This is a genomic window from Pseudomonas sp. Pse1 (assembly GCF_024519635.1).
Lineage (GTDB): Bacteria > Pseudomonadota > Gammaproteobacteria > Pseudomonadales > Pseudomonadaceae > Aquipseudomonas.
In genome coordinates, this window is the sequence record NZ_JALJRO010000036.1 from 1 (window position 1) to 21709 (window position 21709).

At 59.4% G+C, this 21709-nt stretch carries 15 protein-coding genes; 9 read left to right on the forward strand and 6 right to left on the reverse strand.

Going from position 1 to position 21709, the window contains the following annotated elements; translation table 11 throughout:
• Nucleotides 1–132 precede the first annotated feature (132 nt).
• The 4 genes from NR126_RS27770 (at nucleotide 133) to NR126_RS27785 (ending at nucleotide 5245) form a co-directional block, all read left to right on the forward strand.
• Nucleotides 133–687: a fimbrial protein gene (locus tag NR126_RS27770; RefSeq protein WP_105755831.1), complete on the forward strand. Its 555-nt coding sequence runs from the start codon at nucleotides 133–135 to the stop codon at nucleotides 685–687.
• Between the two features lie 105 nt (nucleotides 688–792).
• Nucleotides 793–1548, forward strand: coding sequence for a molecular chaperone (locus NR126_RS27775; RefSeq protein WP_256832430.1), 756 nt, complete (start codon nucleotides 793–795; stop codon nucleotides 1546–1548).
• A 37-nt stretch (nucleotides 1549–1585) separates the two neighbouring features.
• Nucleotides 1586–4099: a fimbria/pilus outer membrane usher protein gene (locus NR126_RS27780; protein ID WP_256832431.1), complete on the forward strand. Its 2514-nt coding sequence runs from the start codon at nucleotides 1586–1588 to the stop codon at nucleotides 4097–4099.
• 42 nt (nucleotides 4100–4141) lie between these two features.
• Nucleotides 4142–5245 carry a fimbrial protein gene (locus NR126_RS27785; protein ID WP_158261856.1) on the forward strand — a complete coding sequence of 368 codons (1104 nt, stop codon included), beginning with the start codon at nucleotides 4142–4144 and terminating at the stop codon, nucleotides 5243–5245.
• A 41-nt stretch (nucleotides 5246–5286) separates the two neighbouring features.
• Here NR126_RS27785 and NR126_RS27790 read toward each other — a convergent pair whose 3' ends face one another.
• From NR126_RS27790 to NR126_RS27810, 5 genes are all read right to left on the reverse strand, one after another.
• Nucleotides 5287–6792 (reverse strand): hypothetical protein, encoded by a 1506-nt coding sequence (locus tag NR126_RS27790; RefSeq protein WP_256832432.1) that lies wholly within the window; start codon nucleotides 6790–6792, stop codon nucleotides 5287–5289.
• Between the two features lie 120 nt (nucleotides 6793–6912).
• Complete coding sequence (locus tag NR126_RS27795) at nucleotides 6913–9126, reverse strand: autotransporter outer membrane beta-barrel domain-containing protein (protein WP_256832433.1); 2214 nt, start codon at nucleotides 9124–9126, stop codon at nucleotides 6913–6915.
• A gap of 246 nt (nucleotides 9127–9372) precedes the next feature.
• Nucleotides 9373–11421: a hypothetical protein gene (locus NR126_RS27800; RefSeq protein ID WP_256832434.1), complete on the reverse strand. Its 2049-nt coding sequence runs from the start codon at nucleotides 11419–11421 to the stop codon at nucleotides 9373–9375.
• Nucleotides 11422–11681: 260 nt separating this feature from the next.
• Entirely contained in the window at nucleotides 11682–12818 is a 1137-nt protein-coding gene (locus tag NR126_RS27805; protein WP_256832435.1) for a glycerate kinase, read from the reverse strand.
• 224 nt (nucleotides 12819–13042) lie between these two features.
• Nucleotides 13043–14164 carry a sugar diacid recognition domain-containing protein gene (locus tag NR126_RS27810; protein WP_027620733.1) on the reverse strand — a complete coding sequence of 374 codons (1122 nt, stop codon included), beginning with the start codon at nucleotides 14162–14164 and terminating at the stop codon, nucleotides 13043–13045.
• Nucleotides 14165–14330: 166 nt separating this feature from the next.
• On the opposite strand from NR126_RS27810, the gene NR126_RS27815 reads away from it, so the two are divergent.
• From NR126_RS27815 to rarD, 3 genes are all read left to right on the forward strand, one after another.
• The gene (locus NR126_RS27815) at nucleotides 14331–15641 is read left to right on the forward strand and encodes an MFS transporter (RefSeq protein WP_027620732.1); all 1311 of its coding nucleotides are present in this window, start codon (nucleotides 14331–14333) and stop codon (nucleotides 15639–15641) included.
• A gap of 242 nt (nucleotides 15642–15883) precedes the next feature.
• A complete protein-coding gene (locus tag NR126_RS27820) occupies nucleotides 15884–16891 on the forward strand; it encodes an aldo/keto reductase (protein WP_027620731.1) in 1008 nt (335 codons plus the stop codon).
• 60 nt (nucleotides 16892–16951) lie between these two features.
• Nucleotides 16952–17836: an EamA family transporter RarD gene (rarD, locus tag NR126_RS27825; protein WP_256832436.1), complete on the forward strand. Its 885-nt coding sequence runs from the start codon at nucleotides 16952–16954 to the stop codon at nucleotides 17834–17836.
• 112 nt (nucleotides 17837–17948) lie between these two features.
• Here rarD and hppD read toward each other — a convergent pair whose 3' ends face one another.
• Nucleotides 17949–19025, reverse strand: coding sequence for a 4-hydroxyphenylpyruvate dioxygenase (hppD, locus tag NR126_RS27830; RefSeq protein ID WP_027620729.1), 1077 nt, complete (start codon nucleotides 19023–19025; stop codon nucleotides 17949–17951).
• A gap of 417 nt (nucleotides 19026–19442) precedes the next feature.
• Between hppD and NR126_RS27835 the strand changes: the two genes are divergently transcribed.
• The gene (locus NR126_RS27835) at nucleotides 19443–20978 is read left to right on the forward strand and encodes an EAL domain-containing protein (protein ID WP_027620728.1); all 1536 of its coding nucleotides are present in this window, start codon (nucleotides 19443–19445) and stop codon (nucleotides 20976–20978) included.
• 246 nt (nucleotides 20979–21224) lie between these two features.
• Nucleotides 21225–21587 carry a histone-like nucleoid-structuring protein, MvaT/MvaU family gene (locus tag NR126_RS27840; protein WP_105755819.1) on the forward strand — a complete coding sequence of 121 codons (363 nt, stop codon included), beginning with the start codon at nucleotides 21225–21227 and terminating at the stop codon, nucleotides 21585–21587.
• Nucleotides 21588–21709: the final 122 nt, after the last annotated feature.

Genomic DNA, 21709 nt, shown 5'->3' on the forward strand with positions numbered 1-21709 from the left:
CCCCCGCTCCCCCCCCTCCCTAGAACCCCCCCGCCGAGACACGCAACGCCAATCCCCCTCCATTGCAACGCCACCCGGCAACGTCTCGCGCCTGTAGGCCGGTTAACGTTTATTAATAAAAGAATTATCGACATGAAAAAATCTCTACTGGCTCTTTCCCTGGGTCTGGCAGCCAGCTTCGCTGGCACTCAGGCATTCGCAAACCCAGGGTTGATCAACTTCGAGGGCATGATCACCAACAGCACTTGCCCGATCGACGTGGTCAACCCTGGTGACGGCTCCATCGGCAACCTGGTGAAAATGGTCGGGGTTGAGGCCAGCCGTTTCACTGCTGTCGGTCAGGAACTGGGGGGCAAAGGTTTTGTCCTGCGCGTCAAGGGTGGCAGCGGCTGCACGCTGGACCCAACCAATCCCAACGTCGCGAAAGTGACCTTTACCGGCCCTACCGATGCCAGCGGACTCTACTTCTCGGTCACACCGAACCAGGATGGCGCCAAGAATGTCGCCATCGCGCTGCGGGACGCCAAAGGTGCCCTGCTGTCCTCCGGCGTGGAAAGCGCCGATTACCCGATCGCCTTCGACCGCCCGACCGACCTGCGGTTCAATGCCTCCTATCGCTCGCTGACCGCAGCCGTGACCGCTGGTGTCGCCTCGGCAGACATCCAGTTCAGCGTTGCCGTGAACTGATAGCCCTGGCTGCCGCCTGCACAGCGCCTGGAACGTGCAGGCGGCAGCACGTTGAACACGCTTGGGTGGTCGTTCCACACCCAGGATTCCAAAGGTACTTCTCTCATGTTCGGCTCTATCAAACAGGCTGTCGCTTGCCGACCAGCCTTGGGCGCCTGCCTCACTTTTTTCATGCTGACGGCCCATATACCCTCCAGCCACGCGGCCCTGACCATCAGTGCGACCCGAGTGGTGTTCGACAGCGACAAACGCAGTGTGTCCGTCATTGTCGCCAACCCCAGCGACAAGGCATTCGCCGTACAAACCTGGGTCAACACCGCAGCCGACGATACGACCACGGCCGTGCCGTTCATTCCCTCCCCGCCCTTGTTTCGGCTGAACCCCGGCAAGCAGCAGCAAGTGCAGATCAACGGACTGCCCAATACGCTCCCGACGGATCGGGAGTCAGTGTTCTATTTCAATGTGCAGGAGATCCCTCAGGCCGTCGCCAGCGAAGGCAATGTCCTGAACATCGCCCTGCGCACTCGCATCAAACTGTTCTATCGACCGACGCAGCTCAAGGGCAACCCGATCCCTCGCCTCAAGGATCTGCAATGGTCAATCCGTCAGGTTAATGGCCAGGCGCAACTCGAGGTGCATAACCCGACTCCGTTCCACGTTTCCTTCAGTCGTCTGGATGTCAGTGGCAATGGCCAGCAGCAAAAACTGGCCAGCGCCCCCATGGTCGAGCCATTTGCCAGCCAGCACTACACCCTCAATGGCGTCAAGGCCGGTCCAGGCCTGCACGTGGAATTCTCCGCGATCAATGACTACGGCGGTTACAGCGCGCCACTGCGCCTGCCGATCCAGCTGACCCCTTAGGAAGCTGCTCACTGCCTACCTTGTCAGGATTTCGTTTATGACTTTTTTAACCGGACATCGGCTGGCGGCCGGCCGCCTGCGTTTTGTCCCGCTGATCGTTCTCGGCAGCAGCACGGCGCTGCTGGAAATCAGGCTCGCCAAAGCGAATTCAAACAACGAATTCCAGGCCAGCTTCATGCGTCAGAGCCCGGATCATGCCGCTGATGCAGGAGCACTGGCTTTGGCGGCGCTGGCCAACCGACCAGACGTGGGGCCCGGTCGCTATTGGGTCGACATTCAAGTCAATTCCCGATTTTTCGGGCACCGGGAACTTCAGTTCGAAGCAAGCCCCGATGGAGAGCGGCTCTTGCCTTGCCTGTCGGCATCATTGCTGGAAGAGTTCGGGGTTCGCCTAGAAAGCCTGGCCGAGCCGATATCGTTGCAACAGACTTGCGTCGATCTGGCTGGCCTGATTCCCAGCGCCAAAACCGAACTGGATGGCAGTGCATTGCGCCTCGATGTTTCCATTCCGCAAATCGTCATGCGCCGCGACATGCTCGGCCAGATAGACCCCGAGCACTGGGATTACGGGATTAACGCGGCCTTCGTCAATTATCAGGCGTCGGCCCAGCAGGGCTCCAGCAATCATTCTGGCAGCACCAGCAGTCAGGACCTGTACCTCAACAGCGGTCTGAATCTGGGCCCCTGGCGTTTGCGCAGCAATCAGAGTCTGCGCCAGGATGAATACGGAGAGCGCAGCTGGAGCAGGGCCTACGCCTACGCCCAACGGGACCTGCCTGGGATGAACGCCAACCTGACCCTGGGTGAAACCTCCACGCCGGGTGACGCGTTCAAAGTCTTGCCACTCAAGGGCGTGGTCCTGCGTTCCGACCAGGGCATGCTGCCCGATGTGCTGCAGGGCTATGCGCCTGTCATCCGCGGCGTGGCGCTGAGCCGGGCCAAACTGGAGATTCTGCAGAACGGCTATCCGATCTACTCCACCTACGTCAGTGCCGGCCCTTATGAGATCGACGACCTGAGTACCGCCGGCGGCAGTGGCGAGTTGGAGATCGTGCTGACCGAAGCCGATGGCCAGGTCCGTCGCTTTACTCAACCCTACGCCACACTCGGCAACCTGCTACGCGAAGGAACCTGGCGCTACAGCGCCAGTGTCGGGCGCTACTACACCGCATCAAACCTTGAGGAGCCGCTGCTTTGGCAAGGTACCCTGGCACTGGGAACCGATTGGGGCTCGACGCTGTACGGCGGCTTGATGGCCAGTGACTTCTACCGTGCCGGCAACGCCGGTATTGGCAAGGACCTGGGAGCGATCGGCGCGCTGTCCTTCGACGTCACCCACTCCGCCGCCGAGGTCGATACCTCTGACGCGTCCTCGACGCAAGGCATGAGCTATGCAATCAAGTATGGAAAGGCGTTTCAGAGCCGGACCAATCTGCGCTTTGCCGGTTATCGCTATTCCACCGAAGGCTATCGCGACTTCGACGAAGCCGTGCGGCAGCGCAGTCGCGACTCGGCCTATCACGGTAGCCGCCGCAGCCGTCTGGAGGCTTCGGTTTTCCAGAATATCGGCAAGCAAAGTTCGCTGAACCTGACGCTGTCCCAGGAAGACTACTGGCGCAGCGACTATGAACGTCGTCAGTTTCAATTCAACTTCAACACCCATCATCAAGGCATCAGCTACAACCTGTTCGCCAGTCAGTCACTCAGCGACCGCAACGGTAGCAGTGATCGGCAAATGGGCTTGAGTGTGTCGATGCCGGTGGATTTCGGGCGTTCCAGTACAGCCACCTTTGATCTGCAAAAAAGCGCCAATACGTTCAGTCAGCGCGCCAGCCTGAGCGGCACCGCCGATGACAGCCAACTGAATTACCGGGCGTCACTGGCCAGGGACGATCTGCATCAGCAATCCGCGTCCCTGGCCGTCGGCTACCAGATTCCCCAGGGAAGTCTTGGCGCGGGCGTGACTCAAGGCAACGATTACCGCAGCGTTTCTTTGAACGCCAGCGGCGCGTTGTTGCTGCACTCGGACGGGCTCGAATTGGGGCCGTACCTGGGTGAAACGGCCGGACTGGTCGAAGTGCCCGGTATTGCCGGCGTGGGTATCGCCAACGCCTCCGGAGTGCGGACCAATGAACGCGGCTATGCGTTAGTGCCTTACCTGAGGCCCTATCGAGTCAACCGGATCGAGCTTGAAACGGACCAATTGGGCCCCGAAATTGAAATCGACAATGGCACCAGCCAGGTGGTGCCGCGTCGAGGCGCAGTGGTCAAGACCCGCTTCGACGCACGCAAAATCCAGCGCTTGCTCATCACCGGGCACACCACCGGCGGCCTTCCACTGCCGTTTGGAGCCCACATCAGCAACAGTGAGGGCGAAACGATCGGAGTTGTCGGACAGGCAGGCCAGTTCATGCTTGCCACCAGTGCCGAGCCGCAACGACTCGATGTGCGCTGGGGCGATGAGGTCGAGCAATCCTGCCAGCTCAACATTGACCCGCAGACCATGGATGAGGCTCAGGGATATCGCCTGCAGCAAGTGACGTGCATTTAAATGAATGAAAGCCACATTCCCCTCCTATCCAGGAAACAGAACATGAATGCGACGGTACGACATCTCACCGCGCTGACGGCGCTGGCTGTCGGCGTCATGACGCAAACGGCTGTAGCAGCGCCCGGAAACGTTAACGGCTGTCATTGGGGATCAGCGCCCGGCCTGATGACATTCAGTGTCAACGTGGGCAATGTCTACGTGCCTCGAGACTCACGGCCGGGGAGCCTGATCGGAACCTTCGACAAGTTTTTCTTCACCAACAATAGCGAAGGCTTGTCGATCACTTGCTTCAACGATGGCAATGCGCGCTTGAGGTTTGAGGCAACACCCATTGCACCCATTTTTCCCGGTACGTTGCCACCGCTCAATGGCGAGGACATCAATGGCAAGGTGATGAACACCGGGATCAACAACGGCATTGGCGCCAGAGTCCGGCTTGGATTTCCGTTCGAGGGCGGCCCTGAGAACTCGTTTCGGCCCATTGGCGCGCCTGTCGTCCCGTTCGCCGCAGAGGCCAATCACCAGATTTTCACTGCCATCCCCCTGGCGTCGCTGTACAACTACTTGACGCTGGTCAAGACCGGACCGATCCTGCCTGGACCGCAAAGTTTCAGCACCCGCTTGTTCAGCGGAAGCCTGACGGGGCTCAATACGGTGTTCAACTACGATGTCCGCGGCACCGTCATTCAGTCGCAGTGCACGGCGCTTGCCAATCCGGTCAGTGCCGACCCCGTGCAGTTGGGAACCTGGCCGACTACGGACTTTACCCACATTGGCTTCACCACCTCGCCCAAGCCTTTCACTATCACCCTGAGCGATTGTGAGGGGGACCCCAGTGGCGGCAACGTCGCCACGGCTCACATTCGCCTCGACGGGGCCAATGGCTCGGTGCCGGTGACGGATGGCAGTGATGGAGTGTTCACCCTGGGGACAGGCTCGACGGCGAAGGGCCTGGGCATTCAGATCCTGCGCGACGATGCAATCACCCCTGTCGCCCTTGGCACTGAAGTTCCCCTGATAGCCATCAACCCTACGGGTACGACCGTACTTCCTTTTACGGCCCGTTTTTATCAGACCGCCGATCGAGTCGATATCGGTGCCGGCGCGGCCAAAGGCTCCCTGGCATTTACCGTCACCTATCAGTAATGTCCGCGCAAGCCCCGACCGGGGCTTGCGCCTTTTCCACGTCAGGCAATCAGCCTTGGCGACAGCCAGGGGAAATGCTGGGTATTCGGATTGGGCGCGCTGCTGCCATTCCAGGTCTGGCCGTTGTCGTAACTGACGTAAGCTTTGACGACCAGATTTGTGTTGAGCCTGATTTTCTGCAGAAATGCCTTTGTTACCAACGCCTGCCCCTTGATGATTCCGGTCGAGACTTGTCCAGCGGTGACCACGTGCCGATCCAATACCATCTGATTGATGAGGTCTCCGGTGGCGTCTTCCCGACCCTCGACCCTGATGATCAGCTGTTGACCTGCCGCGATAAACGGCCACGCGATCATAGTGATGCTGGCGCCCTCGGATGGCACCAAGGCCATGCTCAAAGGTGAGCCCTCTGCACACTGAGGAGCTGCAAGCCTGTCTCTTGGATACTGACTGACCGTCAGCGTGAACGCGGCCGACTCGTGCAACTCGCCTTTTTTATCCTTGAACTGATAAACCACCGGCACCACTTTGCCGAAATGTGGGGCCATGTAAGCTTTGGGAATTTGATACTCCCAGACACCTTCCTCGATCGGATCGGCGAGGTAATACCCCAGCTCTCCTTCTTTGCCCCAGCGTACCTGAGGCACTTCATCGGGATAGATGACCGACGCCGGGTTAAGAATCACCTTGACGCCATTGACCGCATTGACGGGGTTCAACGTGCCACTGCTCGGCCAGCCTGTAGCGCCAGTTTCAACCACTTTCGGTGGCGGTAAATTTCGGGGGATGGGTTGTGCCTTGACAAATAACGGTTGGACTGCAGATTGCCCATTCGGAGGGTTGCCTGCCCGATCCGCCACGGTGTACCAGATGAAACGATCGCCATCCTGCTGAAGACGGATCCAGTCGCCGTCAACATAAAAGGATAAGGGCTTGTCCAAGTCCAGTGCGGTCAGTTCCCAGGTCCCGCCTTTCGTCGTTCCGGAGGCGCTCCGATCCCAATACCAAGTGATGATGTCACCCACTTCAGGTTTGTCGTAACGGGGAATTTCTACCCATACCTTGTCTTCGTCTTCAAGGTAATACGCCGTTAACTCATTGGGCGGGATAACTTCGGAAGGGAGAATCGGTGTGCTGGCAGTCGCCAGTACAGGCGCGCGGGTGTCGAGCGTGATCGTCAGATCAAAGGATTGGTTTTCTACGCCGTTGTAGATCGTTGTCTTGTAGTGAAGTCGATGCTCCCCGTCATTCTTGCGCAACCAATCGCTCGACAACAGCAGATAACGATCGGAATCAGTAATCGGTGCATTCCAATACCGGGTCGTTATCGCGACGTCTTGACCGTCAACGAACAGTTCTACCTTTTCCTCGGCCATGGCCGGATCGGAATACTGAGGGACAGTGAACCAGACCTTCAGGTCGGCACGAGTCGCCGCCTCCGGTAACAAGCCGGGCTGGCCAGATGGAACATCAGGCAGCAACTCTTTCACCTCAGGCTTGGGTGCCGTGGGGTTAAAAGAGCGCGGCGTATCGTTGAGCGTGACCATGAACAAGACTCCTCGGATAAAGCCTGAAGGAGACCGCGCATGTGTCCCACTCAAGCGACAAAAGAACGTTGAACCGGTGACAGGCCCATCGTCCATGACGGGCAGCAGCACGTGATGCAATTACCAGCTGTAACGCACACCCACGTTGGCACCCCATGGCTGTTCGATCTTGTCGCCGTTGCTGTAATCGAAGTCAGCATGAATCGCTACACGGTCCGTCACTTTCATGGCAATACCCGCCCCCAGCTCACCGCGGGATCCGGAAAGATCGGAGTTGAAGCGATTGGTGTTGACCTCGACGTCGCTGTCTGTGGCGAATTCATGGACATAGGCCGTGCGCAGATACGGCTGCACGACTTTTCCTTCACCCAATACAAAGTTACGTCCCACCGTTGCACCGACTTTACCCAGCAACGAATGCACCCGGTCACCTTTGGCGGAAAGGCCGTTATCCAGGGTGTAACTTGCTCCATCGATACTCACCGCGTTCATCTGCGCGAAGGGCTCGACAAAGTAATCGTTCGCCAGCTTGATATGCCGACCAAACTCCAGTGACGCTCCGATACCGTTGGTGTCGTAGTCGCCCTTGGCTTTTTTGCCGTCACTGAGTCGCACGTCAGACTCGTTCTGGAAGCGGTTGTACTTCAGGACACCATCGAAGTAGTAGCCACTTTGTGCATCGAGCCAGGTGGTGTATAGGCCCAGGGAGTAGCTGTCGACTTCGCCCGTGGTGCCCCGGCTGAGGTCCAGGTCAGACTTGCTGTAGCCGCCCAGCACACCGAACAACCATTGCCCATCCCCCACCGGCAGCGGCGCGTCGGCGCCGAACGACAGGCCTTGCTGGGTTTGTTTGTAGGCCACGCCGGAGCTTTCGCTGACGTTGTACTTGTTGCCATAGGCCCTGATCCAGCCGCCGGCCTTGCCTTGATCCATGCGCACTTCGCCCATGCGAGTGCGCAAGGTGCTGAGTTCGCCGTACCAGACCGTGGTCGAGGCATCAAACAGGGCCATGACCGATTGCGTGCCCGGGCTGATGACGCGGCTGGCGGAATTGAGCACCCAGTCGTTGTCGCCCTGCTTGATCAGGTCGTAGGAAAAGGCACCGAGGTCCACGGCACCGTCCTTGAGGGCGAAGGTTGCGTCGCCCGAACCGATATGGACCACCGAGGTCGACCCCGCACCCACCGGCTCTGTGCCCTGGCTATCGAGCGCAATCACATGGTTGCCGCTGGCATTGCCTGTGACGGTCAAGGTGTCGACCTGGCCCGTGGTGAAGTCGTTGTGCATATGGAACGTACCGCCCTCGCCCGAGAGCGTTTCCACCGACAGGTTGAAATACTGGCCCGGATTACCGAACTGCACGCCGCCGCCGTTCAACGTCAGGTTCTGCACCTGACCGTCACCGACCATCACCCAGCGGGCCTCATTGCTGATCGACAGGTTCTGCACATTTTCCAGGCGCCCGGTCAACGTCGCGGAGTGGTCAAGGGCGACATTGGCGCTGGCGCCATCGGCCACAATCACGTCGCCCACCAGATGACTGTTATCAACATTGAAATTGGCCGATGAGCCGTTGATAACCTCTAATAGAGTGCCGTTGCCGCCCTTGAGCGTGGAACCGTTGTTGACCTGAATATTGACCTGTTCGGTGTTGGTCTGGGTCTGGCCATCGACCACGATGGCCGAACCGGTGATGCCTTCGACATGGGACTTGTCGAGCACCAGGGCATTGTCGGCCGGCAGTGCCTGGTCGGCGAACAGGAAGATACCGTTCAGCCCGCCGGTAATGCTGCTTTCGGTGGCTGAAATACTGCCACCGAAACTCCGAACCCCGACGCCGTCGGCATTACTGCCGGTCACCCTGGACTGGTTCTCAAGGATCAATTGGCTTTGTGCGCTGACACTGGCCCCCACTGCGCCACCCGTAATCTGGCTATCATTGACGGTCGCTTTCGAGCCTCCAAGCGGCGTATGGGCCAGACGCAAGCCCGTGGTGGTGCTCACCACGGTGCTCTTGTTGCTGATCGTTGCTTCACTGGCGGACAGATCGACGCCATTGGCGCTCCCCAACGCAGTAACCTGGGTGTTATTGAGCTGCAGGCTCGACCCCGTTTGCGCACGAATCTGCGCGGTTCTGGCACCGTTGGCCGTCAGGCTGCCAGCGTTTCGTACCAGGTAGTCCTCTTTCGCGGGAGCAGTGGCGTCGATAGTCAATGCCCTGTTATCAACTACTTGTGCCAGAACGCATGGGCTGATCAACAGCAGTGGCGTGAGCGTCGCGAGCTTGAGCAGACGCGCTAGCGGGGTCATGGCGAAGGTCGGATCTGTAGGCATTTAGAGCTCCTGGATTGAAAGCATGAACGTGCGACCCATTGCGGCAAAAGTGCTTTTCCTACCGCAAGGAGTCGCAAAAGGCGCCGATCCTAAGTTTTATTTTGCGGGGTGGATGTAGGACTAATCCTTTCCTTAAAAAGAATTCGCCTGACAACGAGGCAGGAAGTAACACTTCCTACCTCTCAGCCAATGGGCCACCCACCAGGAACCTGGGTAAGTAACCCCACATTCCCGGTCGACAATGCACTAGGGCCTTGGAATGGGGCACGAGGCAGAGCCATCATGAAAGGCCGTCAAGCGAGTGAGGGACTCCGAAGGCACGTCCTCGCTTCCATCATTGAAGAAGTACTGGATTTTCATCCGCCCTCTTCGGTTGGTCGCTGAGGTTTCGTCGTAGAGCGGCTTGATATGGTCATCGTAAGGTGTCACCAGAAATTCGAAACCGGTGATGTTGCCCGCTACGAGTTCGAACTCTTCGTCATACTCCGCTCCGCTAATGGGGTCTTCAGGACCGTCCTCACCTTTCATGGGCGTGAACACCGCACGGATTTTGTCGCCAACCTTAAGCAGCGCGCTGAGGTCCGGTATCTTGACCCGCAAGTCGCCATTGGGCTCAAGCGAATTACAGTTGGGAAAACTGCCTGTGACGGAAGGGAAACTCGCAGGGGGCAGCTCTACGGCGATCGCATTGACATCGACCTCGGTAATCTCCGAAAACAGATCATTTTCCAGACCGGGCGCGGAGATTGAATAGCCCACGGGGATTGTCAGACTGTTCCCCCCTGCCTTGATGTACTCCCAGGGCACTTCGACCGTCACCTCGTCACCGGGTGCATGACCAGGACCACCTGGCGCCGCCGTATCGTCGAAGGTGAGCTGAGCTTCGACGATGCGTTGACCATTCCAGTAGAAGTCGACGACATGGCCATTGATCGCCTCTTTGTACCATTCGAAGGTAAAAAACGCCTTCTGGTTCTTGTCGTCGCGCTCCAGTTTATTGATCTTGGTTTTGTCGTGATTTTGCACCTCACCTTTCAGCAGTTCCGGGTGGGACGGGATTGGCCAATCCTCCTCGGGCGGCCAGGGCAGCCAGGGAATGGCTACCTCGAAGTTGACTTTGATTGTCGCGTTTGCCGGACCAAATGGCCGTCCTTTGCGAAACACCCGGTAGCTGACGGCCGTATCTTTCTCACCCTTCGTACTTTGCCCGTACTCCGTGAGCATAATCCGCGTAGGCGCTACCGGAATTTCAATCTTCGGATTGGCATTGATGGGAATCACAAAATCTTTCCAGACCTCGGTGCTGCCCCATGTCAGTTCGACCACATCACCGGACTTGAAGGCTGGATTGCGGTTGATCCAGACGCTGACCCCATCCAGGGCATGCTCGACCAACAGCGGACCGGGATCGGCCTGTGGTACTTCAGGCGGATCCAGTGGGGTTGGCAACGGACCGAGGGTCATACTGACTTTCGTCCACAGCGAGACCACACTGTCGTTAAGCGATTTATCTCTGATCACATAAAGAAAAACCCCCTCCAGGTCGCCTAACGCGCGAACCTTGTCAGCATCGACCTGCAGCACTGCACCCGTTGTCCCCGGGTCGGAAATGGCGCCGAAATGCAAAGGCGTCACCAGGCTGAGATCAGGTGGGATGTTGTTGGCATCCACCAGGTAAATGGCGACCACATCACCTGCTTTCCAGTCGTACTTGGGGGTACCACCTGAGTAGCCAGGAGGAATAGTCAGCGTGAGCTGACCGCCGACGGGAAGGTTGCTGTCATCCAGTAAATCGCTATCCAGCGTCAATGCCGCTGGTGGCTCGCCGTTATAGGGCTTCACGTGGTCGCAGAGGAACTCCTGGGGAGTGCTCTCGTCCTCCGAATCGTTGTAGTAGTCAATTCGGTATTTGAGCGCACAGTTCGCGTCCCGAGGCAAATCGCCGATCCGGATGTCCATCGCATAGGGGAAAACTTCGTCAAAGTCAGGCTTTCCCGACTGCCTGGTAAAGGTGTGCGTGCCGACTTCGACAAATCCCGCACCATCGTCCTTATCCAACAACAGTGTCACGACGTCCGAGAAAGTTGGTGCAGGTATGCCTGTCCACCGGGGCACTTTCACTGTCAGCTTCTGATTGGCCACGAGCCTTGGACCGTTCAGGATCTTCTTTGTCGCAGAGTCAACAAAGTCAGCGGCATCCAGCTCGAGCGGTTTCTCGGCAAGACTGGCGCGATAGTCGCTGCGCATTTTCAGATAGGCACTGCTGGACGCCTCTCGTTCACGGTTACTCGCCATTTGCATAATCTCCGATCACACCCATTAAGCCATGGGTGATGCCATGGCCATTGAAGTCACTGGGCAGCCTGGCCGGAGAACAACGATTTCATCAGCCGGTGACCCATCTGTCTCTGGAGACATTTAGCACCGGCGCAAATGCGAGCGAAACTGTCAAAGTTGACAGGTGGCTACTTATACAGTCCTTACCAATCGGCTCGAAAACAGCAGGGATGTTGAGGCATCCGACGCGGTTGGATCAGCCCCACGTGGTTGTCGATTCAGCGCCTGGACACCTGCCAGACCCGCGCGAGGTCGCTTGCACGTTCTCGCAGCAGGCGCGGCGCCTGGGCACAGGCCTGTTCCAGGGTCATAGGTCCATTTGCCAGGGCAAATGCCGCATTAATGCCATGTTCATACAATGCCTGATAGCCCTCACCCAACGTGCCAGCGAGGACGATCACCGGCACACCCTGTCGCCGGGCAACCTGCGCCACACCAAAGGGCGTTTTGCCGCGCAGGGTCTGGGCATCGAAGCGACCTTCGCCGGTGATCACCAGGTCGGCACCCACAACGGCGTCGGCCAGGCCCACCAGTTCGCCCACCACCTCGACCCCGGCCCGGAACTGCGCACCGAGGAACGCCTTGGCAGCAAACCCCAGCCCCCCCGCCGCGCCGCTCCCCGGCTCGTCGCGCAGGTCCTTGCCGAGGGCTTGTGCGGTGTGATCGGCGAAGTGGCCCAGGGCGCGATCCAGTTGCTCGACCTGCTGCGCCGAAGCGCCTTTCTGCGGGCCGAAAATCGCCGAGGCGCCGTGGGGGCCGCAAAGTGGATTGTTGACGTCGGCGGCGATCTCGAAACGGACCTCGGCCAGGCGGGGATCGAGGTCGCTGAGGTCGATTCGCGCCAGGTCTTGCAGGGCCAGGCCACCGCGCCGCAGTGGTTGGTCCTGGGCATCAAACAGCCCGACACCCAAAGCCTGCATCGCCCCCGCGCCGCCGTCATTGGTGGCGCTGCCGCCGATGGCGAGGATCACCCGTTGCGCACCGGCGTCCAGCGCCGCGTGGATCAATTGCCCGGTACCGTAGGTGCTGCTGATGCAGGCATCACGTTGCGCCAGTGGAACCAATTGCAGGCCGCTGGCTTCGGCCATTTCGATGATTGCCGTGTGGCTTTCCGGCAGCCAGCCCCACGCGGCCGTGACGGCGCTGCCCAGCGGCCCACTCACCTGGGTGTGGCGCAGTTGGCCCTTGCAAGCCGCCAGCACTGCTTCAACCGTCCCTTCCCCACCATCGGCCATCGGGCATTTGACCAACTGCGCCTGCGGCCAGACCTCTCCCAGCCCTTCGGCGATGGCATCGGCCACGGCTTGGGCACTCAGGCTGTCCTTGAACGAGTCGGGGGCGATGACGATCTTCATGGGCTTTCTCCGGTTGTTATGCCGAACATCCTGCCAGTTGCCCTGCCAGCTGACGCCGGTCGGCTGCACAAGTGTCGAGTGGGTTTATTGTTCATTTTTACAAAGTCCGGGGATGACATTGACCTCTTGCATCCCCTTGCCGGAACTGGCTTGCCCGCGAAAACAATCCAAGCCGTGCATCACCAAAACCAAAGCCTTCACCGGCAAGCCGGCTCCTACAAGGGTTACAGCGGTGATTCTGGCTCTGGCAACAACTGCACTCCCAGGTACAACGCCAGCATCCCGTCCAGGCGCAGCGGGTCGACGCCGCTGAGTTCGGCGATGCGCTCCATGCGATAGCGCAGGCTGTTGCGGTGAATACCCAGGGCATCGGCACAGGCCTGGCTCTGGCCGTCGTGTTCGCACCAACTGCGCAGAGTCGCGAGTAACTGGCCGTTGCTGTCCTTGGCCATTACCTTGCGCAATGGGTTGAGCAATTCGTCGAGGGCATCGTCGTTGCGATGCCGCCAGAGCATCACCGGCAGTCGATAGCGATTGAGGGTCAGCAGGCGCGAGCGCGGCAGCACGTCGCGACCGTAGGCCAGCAAGTCGCCGACTCGCCGGTAACAACGACGCAAGCCCGCCAGCCCATCGGCCTGACCGCCGACCGCGACACGCAGGATGTTCCAACCGAGGCCGTCGAGTTTTTCCAGCAGGCGCGGGTTGTCCACGCTGTGGCTGGTGGGGCGGCACCACAACAGTGAGGTCTTCGATGAACTCACGCACCAGCTGTCGGGGTAGCGCGAAATCAGCCAGGCACTCAGCGCCTCTGCGGTCTGGCCATTGCCGTGCTCTATGCCCAGTTCGAACAGGTACGGGGTACGCGCAAGGTGCGGTTTGAGGCCCATCTGCTGCGCTTCGTCAATCAAGCGCGGCGACTCCCCTGCATCACTGAGCAGCAGTGCCAGCAGGTCATCGCAACGCTGGCGGCGCCACTGCTGTTCGGCTTGCTGGTTGCGCTGGCCCACCAGCATTTCGGCGGTCATGCGCACCAGTTCGGCATAGGTGCGCAGCTGCTCCGGATCGCCGGTAATACCCAGAACGCCGATCAGTCGCTGATCGAGCAACAGCGGCAGATTAATCCCCGGCTGAACACCTTTGAGATGGGCGGCGGTGGGCACGTCGATCTCCACCACGCGGCTGTTGGCCAGCACCAGTTGCGCGCCTTCGTGGCGAGTGTTGACCCGCTCCGGCTCACCACTGCCGAGGATCAGCCCTTGGCTGTCCATGACATTGACGTTGTAGGGCAGAATGGCCATCGCCCGGTCGACGATATCCTGGGCCAGGTCGTGATCTAGTTCGAACATGGGGTGTATTCCTGGAAAACCTGGGTAATGGATTGTTCACCCGCACAGGCGGTTGGCATTATCGCTGTGCTCCGGCACAAAGACTTCCGCCATGGGCTGACCGAAACTCTTCTGGCGGTCACGTTACCCGCGCGCCGCAAAAAATCATAATAAAGAGAGACCCGCCATGTCACACAGCGCCGCTGCCACCCTGGCCACCGACGACGATAAAAACGCCGTCTACAAGCGCGTCACCCTGCGCCTGATCCCCTTCATATTCATCTGCTACCTGTTCAACTACCTTGACCGAGTGAACGTTGGCTTTGCCAAGTTGCAGATGCTCGATGCACTGAAATTCAGCGAAACCGTATACGGCCTCGGGGCCGGGATTTTCTTTATCGGCTACGTGTTGTGTGGCGTGCCGAGCAATCTGGCGCTGACCCGCTTCGGTCCGCGACGCTGGATCGCGCTGATGATGATCACTTGGGGCACGCTGTCCACCTGCCTGCTGTTTGTCACCACGCCCACCGGTTTCTACACCCTGCGCTTGTTCACCGGTGCCGCCGAAGCCGGGTTCTTCCCCGGTGTGGTGCTGTACCTCTCGCAGTGGTTTCCGTCGTTCCGCCGCGGTCGGATCATGGCCCTGTTCATGTCGGCGATCCCGGTTTCGGGTCTGCTCGGCAGCCCGTTTTCCGGCTGGATCCTCAACCACTTCGCCGCCGGCCAGGGCGGCCTCGCGGGCTGGCAGTGGATGTTCCTGCTGCAAGGCATTCCGACGGTGATCCTCGGCGCGCTGGCGTACTTCCTGCTCAGCGACAATTTCGACAGCGCCAAATGGCTCAAGCCCCACGAGCGTGCGGTACTCGAAGCCGACCAGGCGATTGATCGCGCCAACAAGCCGAAGACGGCCACCGACTCGCTGCTGGCGGTGTTCAAGAATCCGGCGATCTGGGCATTCGGCCTGATCTATTTCTGCATCCAGAGCGGGGTCTACGCGATCAACTTCTGGCTGCCGTCGATCATCAAGAACCTGGGTTTCTCCGACAACCTGGTGATCGGCTGGCTGAGTGCAATTCCGTACCTGCTGGCGGCGGTGTTCATGGTGCTGGTGGGACGCTCCGCCGACCTGCGCCAGGAACGTCGCTGGCATTTGGTGGTGCCGATGCTGATGGGTGCGCTGGGGCTGCTGATCGCGGTGAACTTCGCCGGCAACCCGGCCATCGCCATCCTCGGCCTGACCATCGCCACCATGGGCGCCCTCACCGGTCTGCCGATGTTCTGGCCGGTGCCGACCGCCCTGCTCAGCGCCGGTGCCGCCGCCGGTGGCCTGGCGCTGATCAACTCCATGGGCCAGATGGCCGGCTTCCTCAGCCCGTACCTGGTGGGTTTCGTCAAGGACGCCAGCGGCTCCACCGATGCCGCGCTGTATGTGCTGGCGGCGGTGATTGTCGGCGGTAGCTTGCTGGCGTTGCGCATGACTCGGACATTGCGCGTCTGAGCTGCACATTCCTCAACTGATTCACCCTGTGGCTTGCCAACTTCCAACTGTGGGAGCTGGCTTGCCAGCGATGCGCCAGTTCAGTCACAGAGGTGGTGACTGACACACCGCTATCGCGAGCAGGAACGCTCCTACAGGGGGGGGACGTGACGGACAGAATATTTGATCCCTCAATTGCAGTTGCCCACACCGCCCCTTCTGGTATCTGATTGAGCCTTTCCCTCCGGCAAAAGGAATTCGTCATGAGCTACCGCACACTGGGTCGTTCCGGCTTGCAGGTGTCCACCCTGACCCTGGGCAGCATGATGTTCGGTGAGCAGACCAGCACCGAAGATTCGCTGCGGATCATCGACAAGGCCTGGGACCAGGGCGTCAATTTCATCGACACCGCCGACGTCTATACCCATGGCCGCTCCGAAGAGATTGTCGGCGAGGCCATCGCCGGCAATCGCCATGAGTGGGTGCTGGCCTCGAAAGTCGGCTTCGGCCCGGTGGACGGCGTACCCAATCGCGCCGGCCTTAACCGCAAGCACATCTTCAACGCGATCGATGCCAGCCTGACCCGTCTGGATACCGATTACCTGGACATCTATTACCTGCACCGCGAGGACCACAACACCCCGTTGGAGGTCACGGTCGCAGCCATCGGTGAGCTGATTCGCCAAGGCAAGATCCGCTATTGGGGCCTGTCCAATTATCGCGGCTGGCGCATCAGTGAAGTGATTCGGGTGGCCGAGCGCCTCGGTGTGGACCAGCCGGTGATCAGCCAGCCGCTGTACAACATCGTCAACCGCCAGGCCGAATCCGAACAGATCACCGCCGCCCATGCCTATGGCCTCGGTGTAGTGCCCTACAGCCCGCTGGCCCGTGGCGTGCTCAGCGGCAAGTACGCCCCCGATGTCGCCCCGGATGCCAACAGCCGCGCCGGGCGCCAGGACAAGCGCATCCTTGAAACCGAATGGCGCACCGAGTCCCTGCGCATCGCCCAACAGTTGCAGCACTACACCCAACAACGTGGGGTCGGCCTGGTGGAGTTCGCGATTGCCTGGGTACTGAACAACGCGGCGGTGACTTCGGCCATCGTCGGACCACGCACCGAAGCGCACTGGGACACTTACATCAAGGCGCGAGAAGTGAAGATCAGTGCCGAGGACGAGGCCTTCGTCGATTCACTGGTCACGCCGGGGCATGCCTCGACGCCGGGTTTCAACGACGTCAGCCATTTTGTCTCCGGGCGGATGGCCCGCTGAGGCGCTATCGCCTATGCTTGGCGCCTCCAGTAACCTCTCCCCGGCTGTCGCGAGGACCGCGTGTCTAAAGGTATTGCTCTATCGGTGTTTGCGTCGGTGCTGTTCGCCGTCATGTATTTCTACACATCGCTGTTGACGCCGCTCGATGGCGAGGAAATCTTCGGCTGGCGCATGCTCCTGACGATGCCGTGCATGTCCCTGTACATGCTGGTGTCCGGCGAATGGAAACGGGTGGTCGATCCACTGCGCCGGGTGGTCGCCAAGCCACTGTTGCTGGTGGGCCTGATGCTGTCGTCGGCGCTGCTCGGCGCGCAGCTCTGGCTATTTATGTGGGCGCCGCTCAACGGGTATAGCCTGGATGTGTCACTGGGGTATTTCCTGCTGCCGCTGACCATGATCCTGACCGGGCGCATGGTCTATGGTGAGCATCTGTCCTATCTGCAGAAAGTCGCCGCTTGCCTGGCGACTTTAGGCGTGATCAACGAGTTGTACCAGGTGGGCAGTTTTTCCTGGGCGACCCTGGTGGTTGCCTTGGGTTACCCGGCCTATTTCGTGCTGCGTCGACGCCTGGCAACCGACAACCTTGGCGGCCTGTGGCTGGACATGACACTGCTGCTGCCGGTGGCATTCTGGATGGTACACAGCGGGGAGCAAGGCTTCGGCGTGTTCGAGCAATACCCATGGTTGTCACTGTTGATCCCTGTGCTGGGCCTGATCAGTGCGTCGGCGCTGGTAGTCTACATCATCGCCAGCCGCCTGCTGCCATTCAGCCTGTTCGGGCTGCTCAGCTATGTCGAACCGGTGTTGCTGCTGGGGGTGGCCCTGTTGCTGGGTGAGAGCATCAAGGCCGAGGAATGGCTGACCTACCTGCCGATCTGGCTGGCGGTATTGGTGCTGGTGTTCGAGGGCGCCAAGCATCTGGCGCGACAGCGCAGGGCTGTGTAGGACCAACTGTAGAAGCTGGCTTATGTAGGAGCTGGCTTGCCAGCGAACCATCCGCATCGGTGCGGCAGGTATATCGCCTTCGCCGGCAAGCCGGCTCCTACACCACCTCGTGTTACTCGGTCGTCAACACCCCACGACGCACCTGATCCCGCTCGATCGACTCGAACAGCGCCTTGAAGTTGCCTTCGCCGAAGCCATCATCGCCTTTGCGCTGGATGAATTCGAAGAACACCGGGCCCATCAGGGTTTCCGAGAAGATCTGTAGCAGCAGGCGCTTGTCGCCGGCCTCGGAGGAACCGTCGAGCAGAATGCCGCGGGCCTGCAGTTCACCCACCGGCTCGCCATGGTTCGGCAGGCGGCCTTCGAGCATTTCGTAGTAGGTCTCCGGCGGCGCGGTCATGAAGCGCATGCCGATGCTTTTCAGATGGTCCCAGGTCTTGACCAGGTCATCGGACAGGAACGCCACGTGCTGGATGCCTTCGCCGTTGAACTGCATCAGGAACTCTTCGATCTGCCCGGCGCCCTTGGACGACTCTTCGTTCAACGGGATGCGGATCATGCCGTCCGGCGCAGTCATGGCCTTGGAGGTCAGGCCGGTGTACTCGCCCTTGATGTCGAAGTAACGGATCTCGCGGAAGTTGAACAGCTTCTCGTAGAAGTTCGCCCAATAAGCCATGCGACCGCGATAGACGTTGTGGGTCAGGTGGTCGATGATTTTCAGGCCGGCACCCACAGGATTGCGATCCACGCCTTCGATGAACACGAAGTCGATGTCATAGATCGAGCTGCCCTCGCCAAAACGGTCGATCAGGTACAGCGGCGCACCGCCGATGCCCTTGATGGCCGGCAGATTCAGTTCCATCGGGCCGGTCTCGATATGGATCGGCTGGGCGCCGAGTTCCAGCGCGCGGTTGTAGGCCTTTTGCGAGTCCTTGACGCGGAACGCCATGCCACACACGGACGGACCGTGTTCGGCGGCAAAGTACGAGGCGACGCTGTGGGGTTCGTTGTTGAGGATCAGGTTGATCGCGCCCTGGCGATACAGGTGCACGTTCTTCGAACGGTGGGTCGCGACCTTGGTGAAGCCCATGATCTCGAAGATCGGCTCCAGGGTGTTCGGGGTTGGCGATGCGAATTCGATGAACTCGAAGCCCATCAGGCCCATTGGGTTTTCGTATAAATCTGCCATGGTTGAAGCCTCATCATGCTGTTGTAATTAACGATTCGTCAGTAACAGGCAATGCTGAGGACAGCCGGTGGCGCGCAGGAGATTCCCCGCACACTGCGGGCAAGAAAATCACCGTAGATCAATTGGAACCCAAATATCTTCATTGTCGACCCAAGGCTTTGCGGGTACGTCTTCTGCAGACAGAAGCGCTTATTCTTATATGCGTAAATCGATTCTACACAGCGTAAACCGTTTTGTCCGCTCTCTCTCTAAAATCCGCTTTTTTCCGCCCCCTGCAAAGGGTTTGTTCGCGCAATCAATGCTCGGCACAATCGTCCAGGTCCATCTATCATCCCGGTGTCCGAACTCTTTATTGGAAGGCATGCCCTTGCCACACCTGCATTTGAGAGCCCAATACCTTTATTTCAGGTTCACCAAATGCCCCTGACCCACAAGCGTCGACGCAAGCCGGCGATCCGCAATGCCCTGACCTTGCTCGCCGCACTGGTCCCTGTGGTCCTGGGCTTGCTTATCCTTTACGTGCAGGCCGAGCGTCGGCTGGCGCAAAGCGCCCATCAGACCGCCGAGGAAGCCGTGGGCCAGTTCGAGTTGATGCTCGACAACACCGCCCACGCCGCACAACTGCTCCTGCCATTGGCCGGCAAACCCTGTGCCGAGGCGCAATTGGCCTTGCGCGAACAGGTGACCCGTCGCCCCTTCGTACGCTCGACCAACCTGGTCTGGGACAACAACCTGTATTGCAGTTCGCTGTTCGGCGACTTCGCAGAGAAGGTCAACCCCGGGGAGTACACCCAGGGAAAACTGTGGTTAATGAACGGCAATCCGGTGACACCCAACACCGCCCTGTTGGTGTACCGGCTCAGCGATGGCCGAGGTGGCGCGCTGACCACTCTCGACGGCTATCACTTGAGCAATGTCCTGCGCATGATCGGGCGCCATACCCTGTTGCTGCTACAGGTCGGCGACAACTGGATGACCTCCGACCAGCAAGTACACAACGGTCCGCTGCCAAGCTTCCCGGTGGCCAGCAACACGCTTTCATCCTCCAGGTACGCCTTTGCCGTGCAGGCCGGCTATCCCGAGGGCGAAGCCTGGCGCTACATGCTCAGCGAATACCCGCCGGTTTTCAGCTTATTGATGTTTTTCGGGGTGATCGCCGGCACCCTCGCCCACTGGACGCAACGGCGCTCGACATCCCCGAGCCATGAACTGCAGCGCGCATTGGAAGCCGGCGAGTTCGTCCCCTACTTCCAGCCGGTGGTGCACGGCGACAGCAAGCGCTGGGCCGGCGCCGAAGTACTGATGCGCTGGAACCATCCCAAGGATGGGCTGGTACGCCCGGACCTTTTTATCCCTTTCGCCGAGCACTCGGGGCTGATCGTGCCGATGACCCGCTCGCTGATGCAGCAGACGGCAGCGTTGCTCGGCCCGCACATCGCTGGGCGCGACGAGCACTTTCACCTGGGCATCAACATTACCGCCAGTCATTGCCACGACTTGCAATTGGTCGAAGACTGTCGCGAACTGCTGGCGGCCTTTGCGCCGGGGAAAATCGCCCTGGTGCTGGAGCTGACCGAGCGCGAACTGATCGAGCCCACGGCCATCACCCTTCAGTTGTTTGAACAATTGCATGAGTTGGGGGTAATGATCGCCATCGACGACTTCGGCACCGGTCATTCCAGTCTGGGTTACTTACGTCAGTTCAATGTCGACTTCCTGAAAATCGATCAGAGTTTTGTGGCATTGATCGGTGCCGACGCATTATCCCGGCATATTCTCGACAGCATCATCGAACTGTCCGGAAAACTGGACCTTGGCATAGTCGCGGAAGGCGTGGAAACACAGGAACAAAGTGATTATCTGGCGCAGCACAACGTGAACTTTTTGCAGGGCTATCTGTATGGACGACCGATGCCGGCGGCGCAATTCATAGTCGAACTGAACAAACATTAGACGATCGTACCGATTGCCCGGAAAACTCACGGGCAATCAAATTGATGCACCAGAATGCATCATTCTCCGGCCAACCGTTACATGATGAAAAAGACTTGATTTACTCCGCGACAATTAACTACTACAATTTTTCCTGCCTGAGCAGTTTAAGCAGGTGCGTCACTCTCACCGAGGCGCTACAAGGCTCCAGACTTATAGCTTTGTTGGCGGTTGGTATCAGCCAAATACACTATTGGAGTAAAGATATTGTCCAGACTCGCTGAATTTCGTGCAGCTGAAAAGGCCCTTCAGGAGCAGCTCGCGCAGCTGGAATCGCTGAAGAATGATGCCGGGCTGAAGAAAGAAATCGAATTCGAATCCAAGCTCCAGGGGCTGATGAAAACCTACGGCAAGAGCTTGCGCGATGTGATCGCCATCCTCGACCCGAACCCCAAGTCCGGCCTGCAGCAGGCCGCCGCTCCAAAAACCCGCCGCGCCCGCGTGGTCAAGGTTTACCAGAACCCGCACACCGGGGAACTGATTGAAACCAAAGGCGGCAACCACCGCGGCTTGAAAGCCTGGAAGGAAGAGTACGGCGCCAGCACCGTTGATTCCTGGCTGCGCGCTTGATCTGAACTGTAGGAGCGATCTCCCGCTTGCCGGCCTGCTCGCGAAGAACGTCAACGATAACGCGCACATTCTGAATGTCCGCGGAGCCCGTAAGTTCTTCGCTAGCAAGCTAGCTCCTACAA

Excerpts from the sequence above, each read along its gene's own strand:
- NR126_RS27770 (WP_105755831.1), top strand. The coding sequence starts at position 133 with ATGAAAAAATCTCTACTGGCTCTTTCCCTGGGTCTGGCAGCCAGCTTC.
- NR126_RS27775 (WP_256832430.1), top strand. The coding sequence starts at position 793 with ATGTTCGGCTCTATCAAACAGGCTGTCGCTTGCCGACCAGCCTTGGGC.
- NR126_RS27780 (WP_256832431.1), top strand. The coding sequence starts at position 1,586 with ATGACTTTTTTAACCGGACATCGGCTGGCGGCCGGCCGCCTGCGTTTT.
- NR126_RS27785 (WP_158261856.1), top strand. The coding sequence starts at position 4,142 with ATGAATGCGACGGTACGACATCTCACCGCGCTGACGGCGCTGGCTGTC.
- NR126_RS27790 (WP_256832432.1), bottom strand. The coding sequence starts at position 6,792 with ATGGTCACGCTCAACGATACGCCGCGCTCTTTTAACCCCACGGCACCC.
- NR126_RS27795 (WP_256832433.1), bottom strand. The coding sequence starts at position 9,126 with ATGCCTACAGATCCGACCTTCGCCATGACCCCGCTAGCGCGTCTGCTC.
- NR126_RS27800 (WP_256832434.1), bottom strand. The coding sequence starts at position 11,421 with ATGGCGAGTAACCGTGAACGAGAGGCGTCCAGCAGTGCCTATCTGAAA.
- NR126_RS27805 (WP_256832435.1), bottom strand. The coding sequence starts at position 12,818 with ATGAAGATCGTCATCGCCCCCGACTCGTTCAAGGACAGCCTGAGTGCC.
- NR126_RS27810 (WP_027620733.1), bottom strand. The coding sequence starts at position 14,164 with ATGTTCGAACTAGATCACGACCTGGCCCAGGATATCGTCGACCGGGCG.
- NR126_RS27815 (WP_027620732.1), top strand. The coding sequence starts at position 14,331 with ATGTCACACAGCGCCGCTGCCACCCTGGCCACCGACGACGATAAAAAC.
- NR126_RS27820 (WP_027620731.1), top strand. The coding sequence starts at position 15,884 with ATGAGCTACCGCACACTGGGTCGTTCCGGCTTGCAGGTGTCCACCCTG.
- hppD (WP_027620729.1), bottom strand. The coding sequence starts at position 19,025 with ATGGCAGATTTATACGAAAACCCAATGGGCCTGATGGGCTTCGAGTTC.
- NR126_RS27835 (WP_027620728.1), top strand. The coding sequence starts at position 19,443 with ATGCCCCTGACCCACAAGCGTCGACGCAAGCCGGCGATCCGCAATGCC.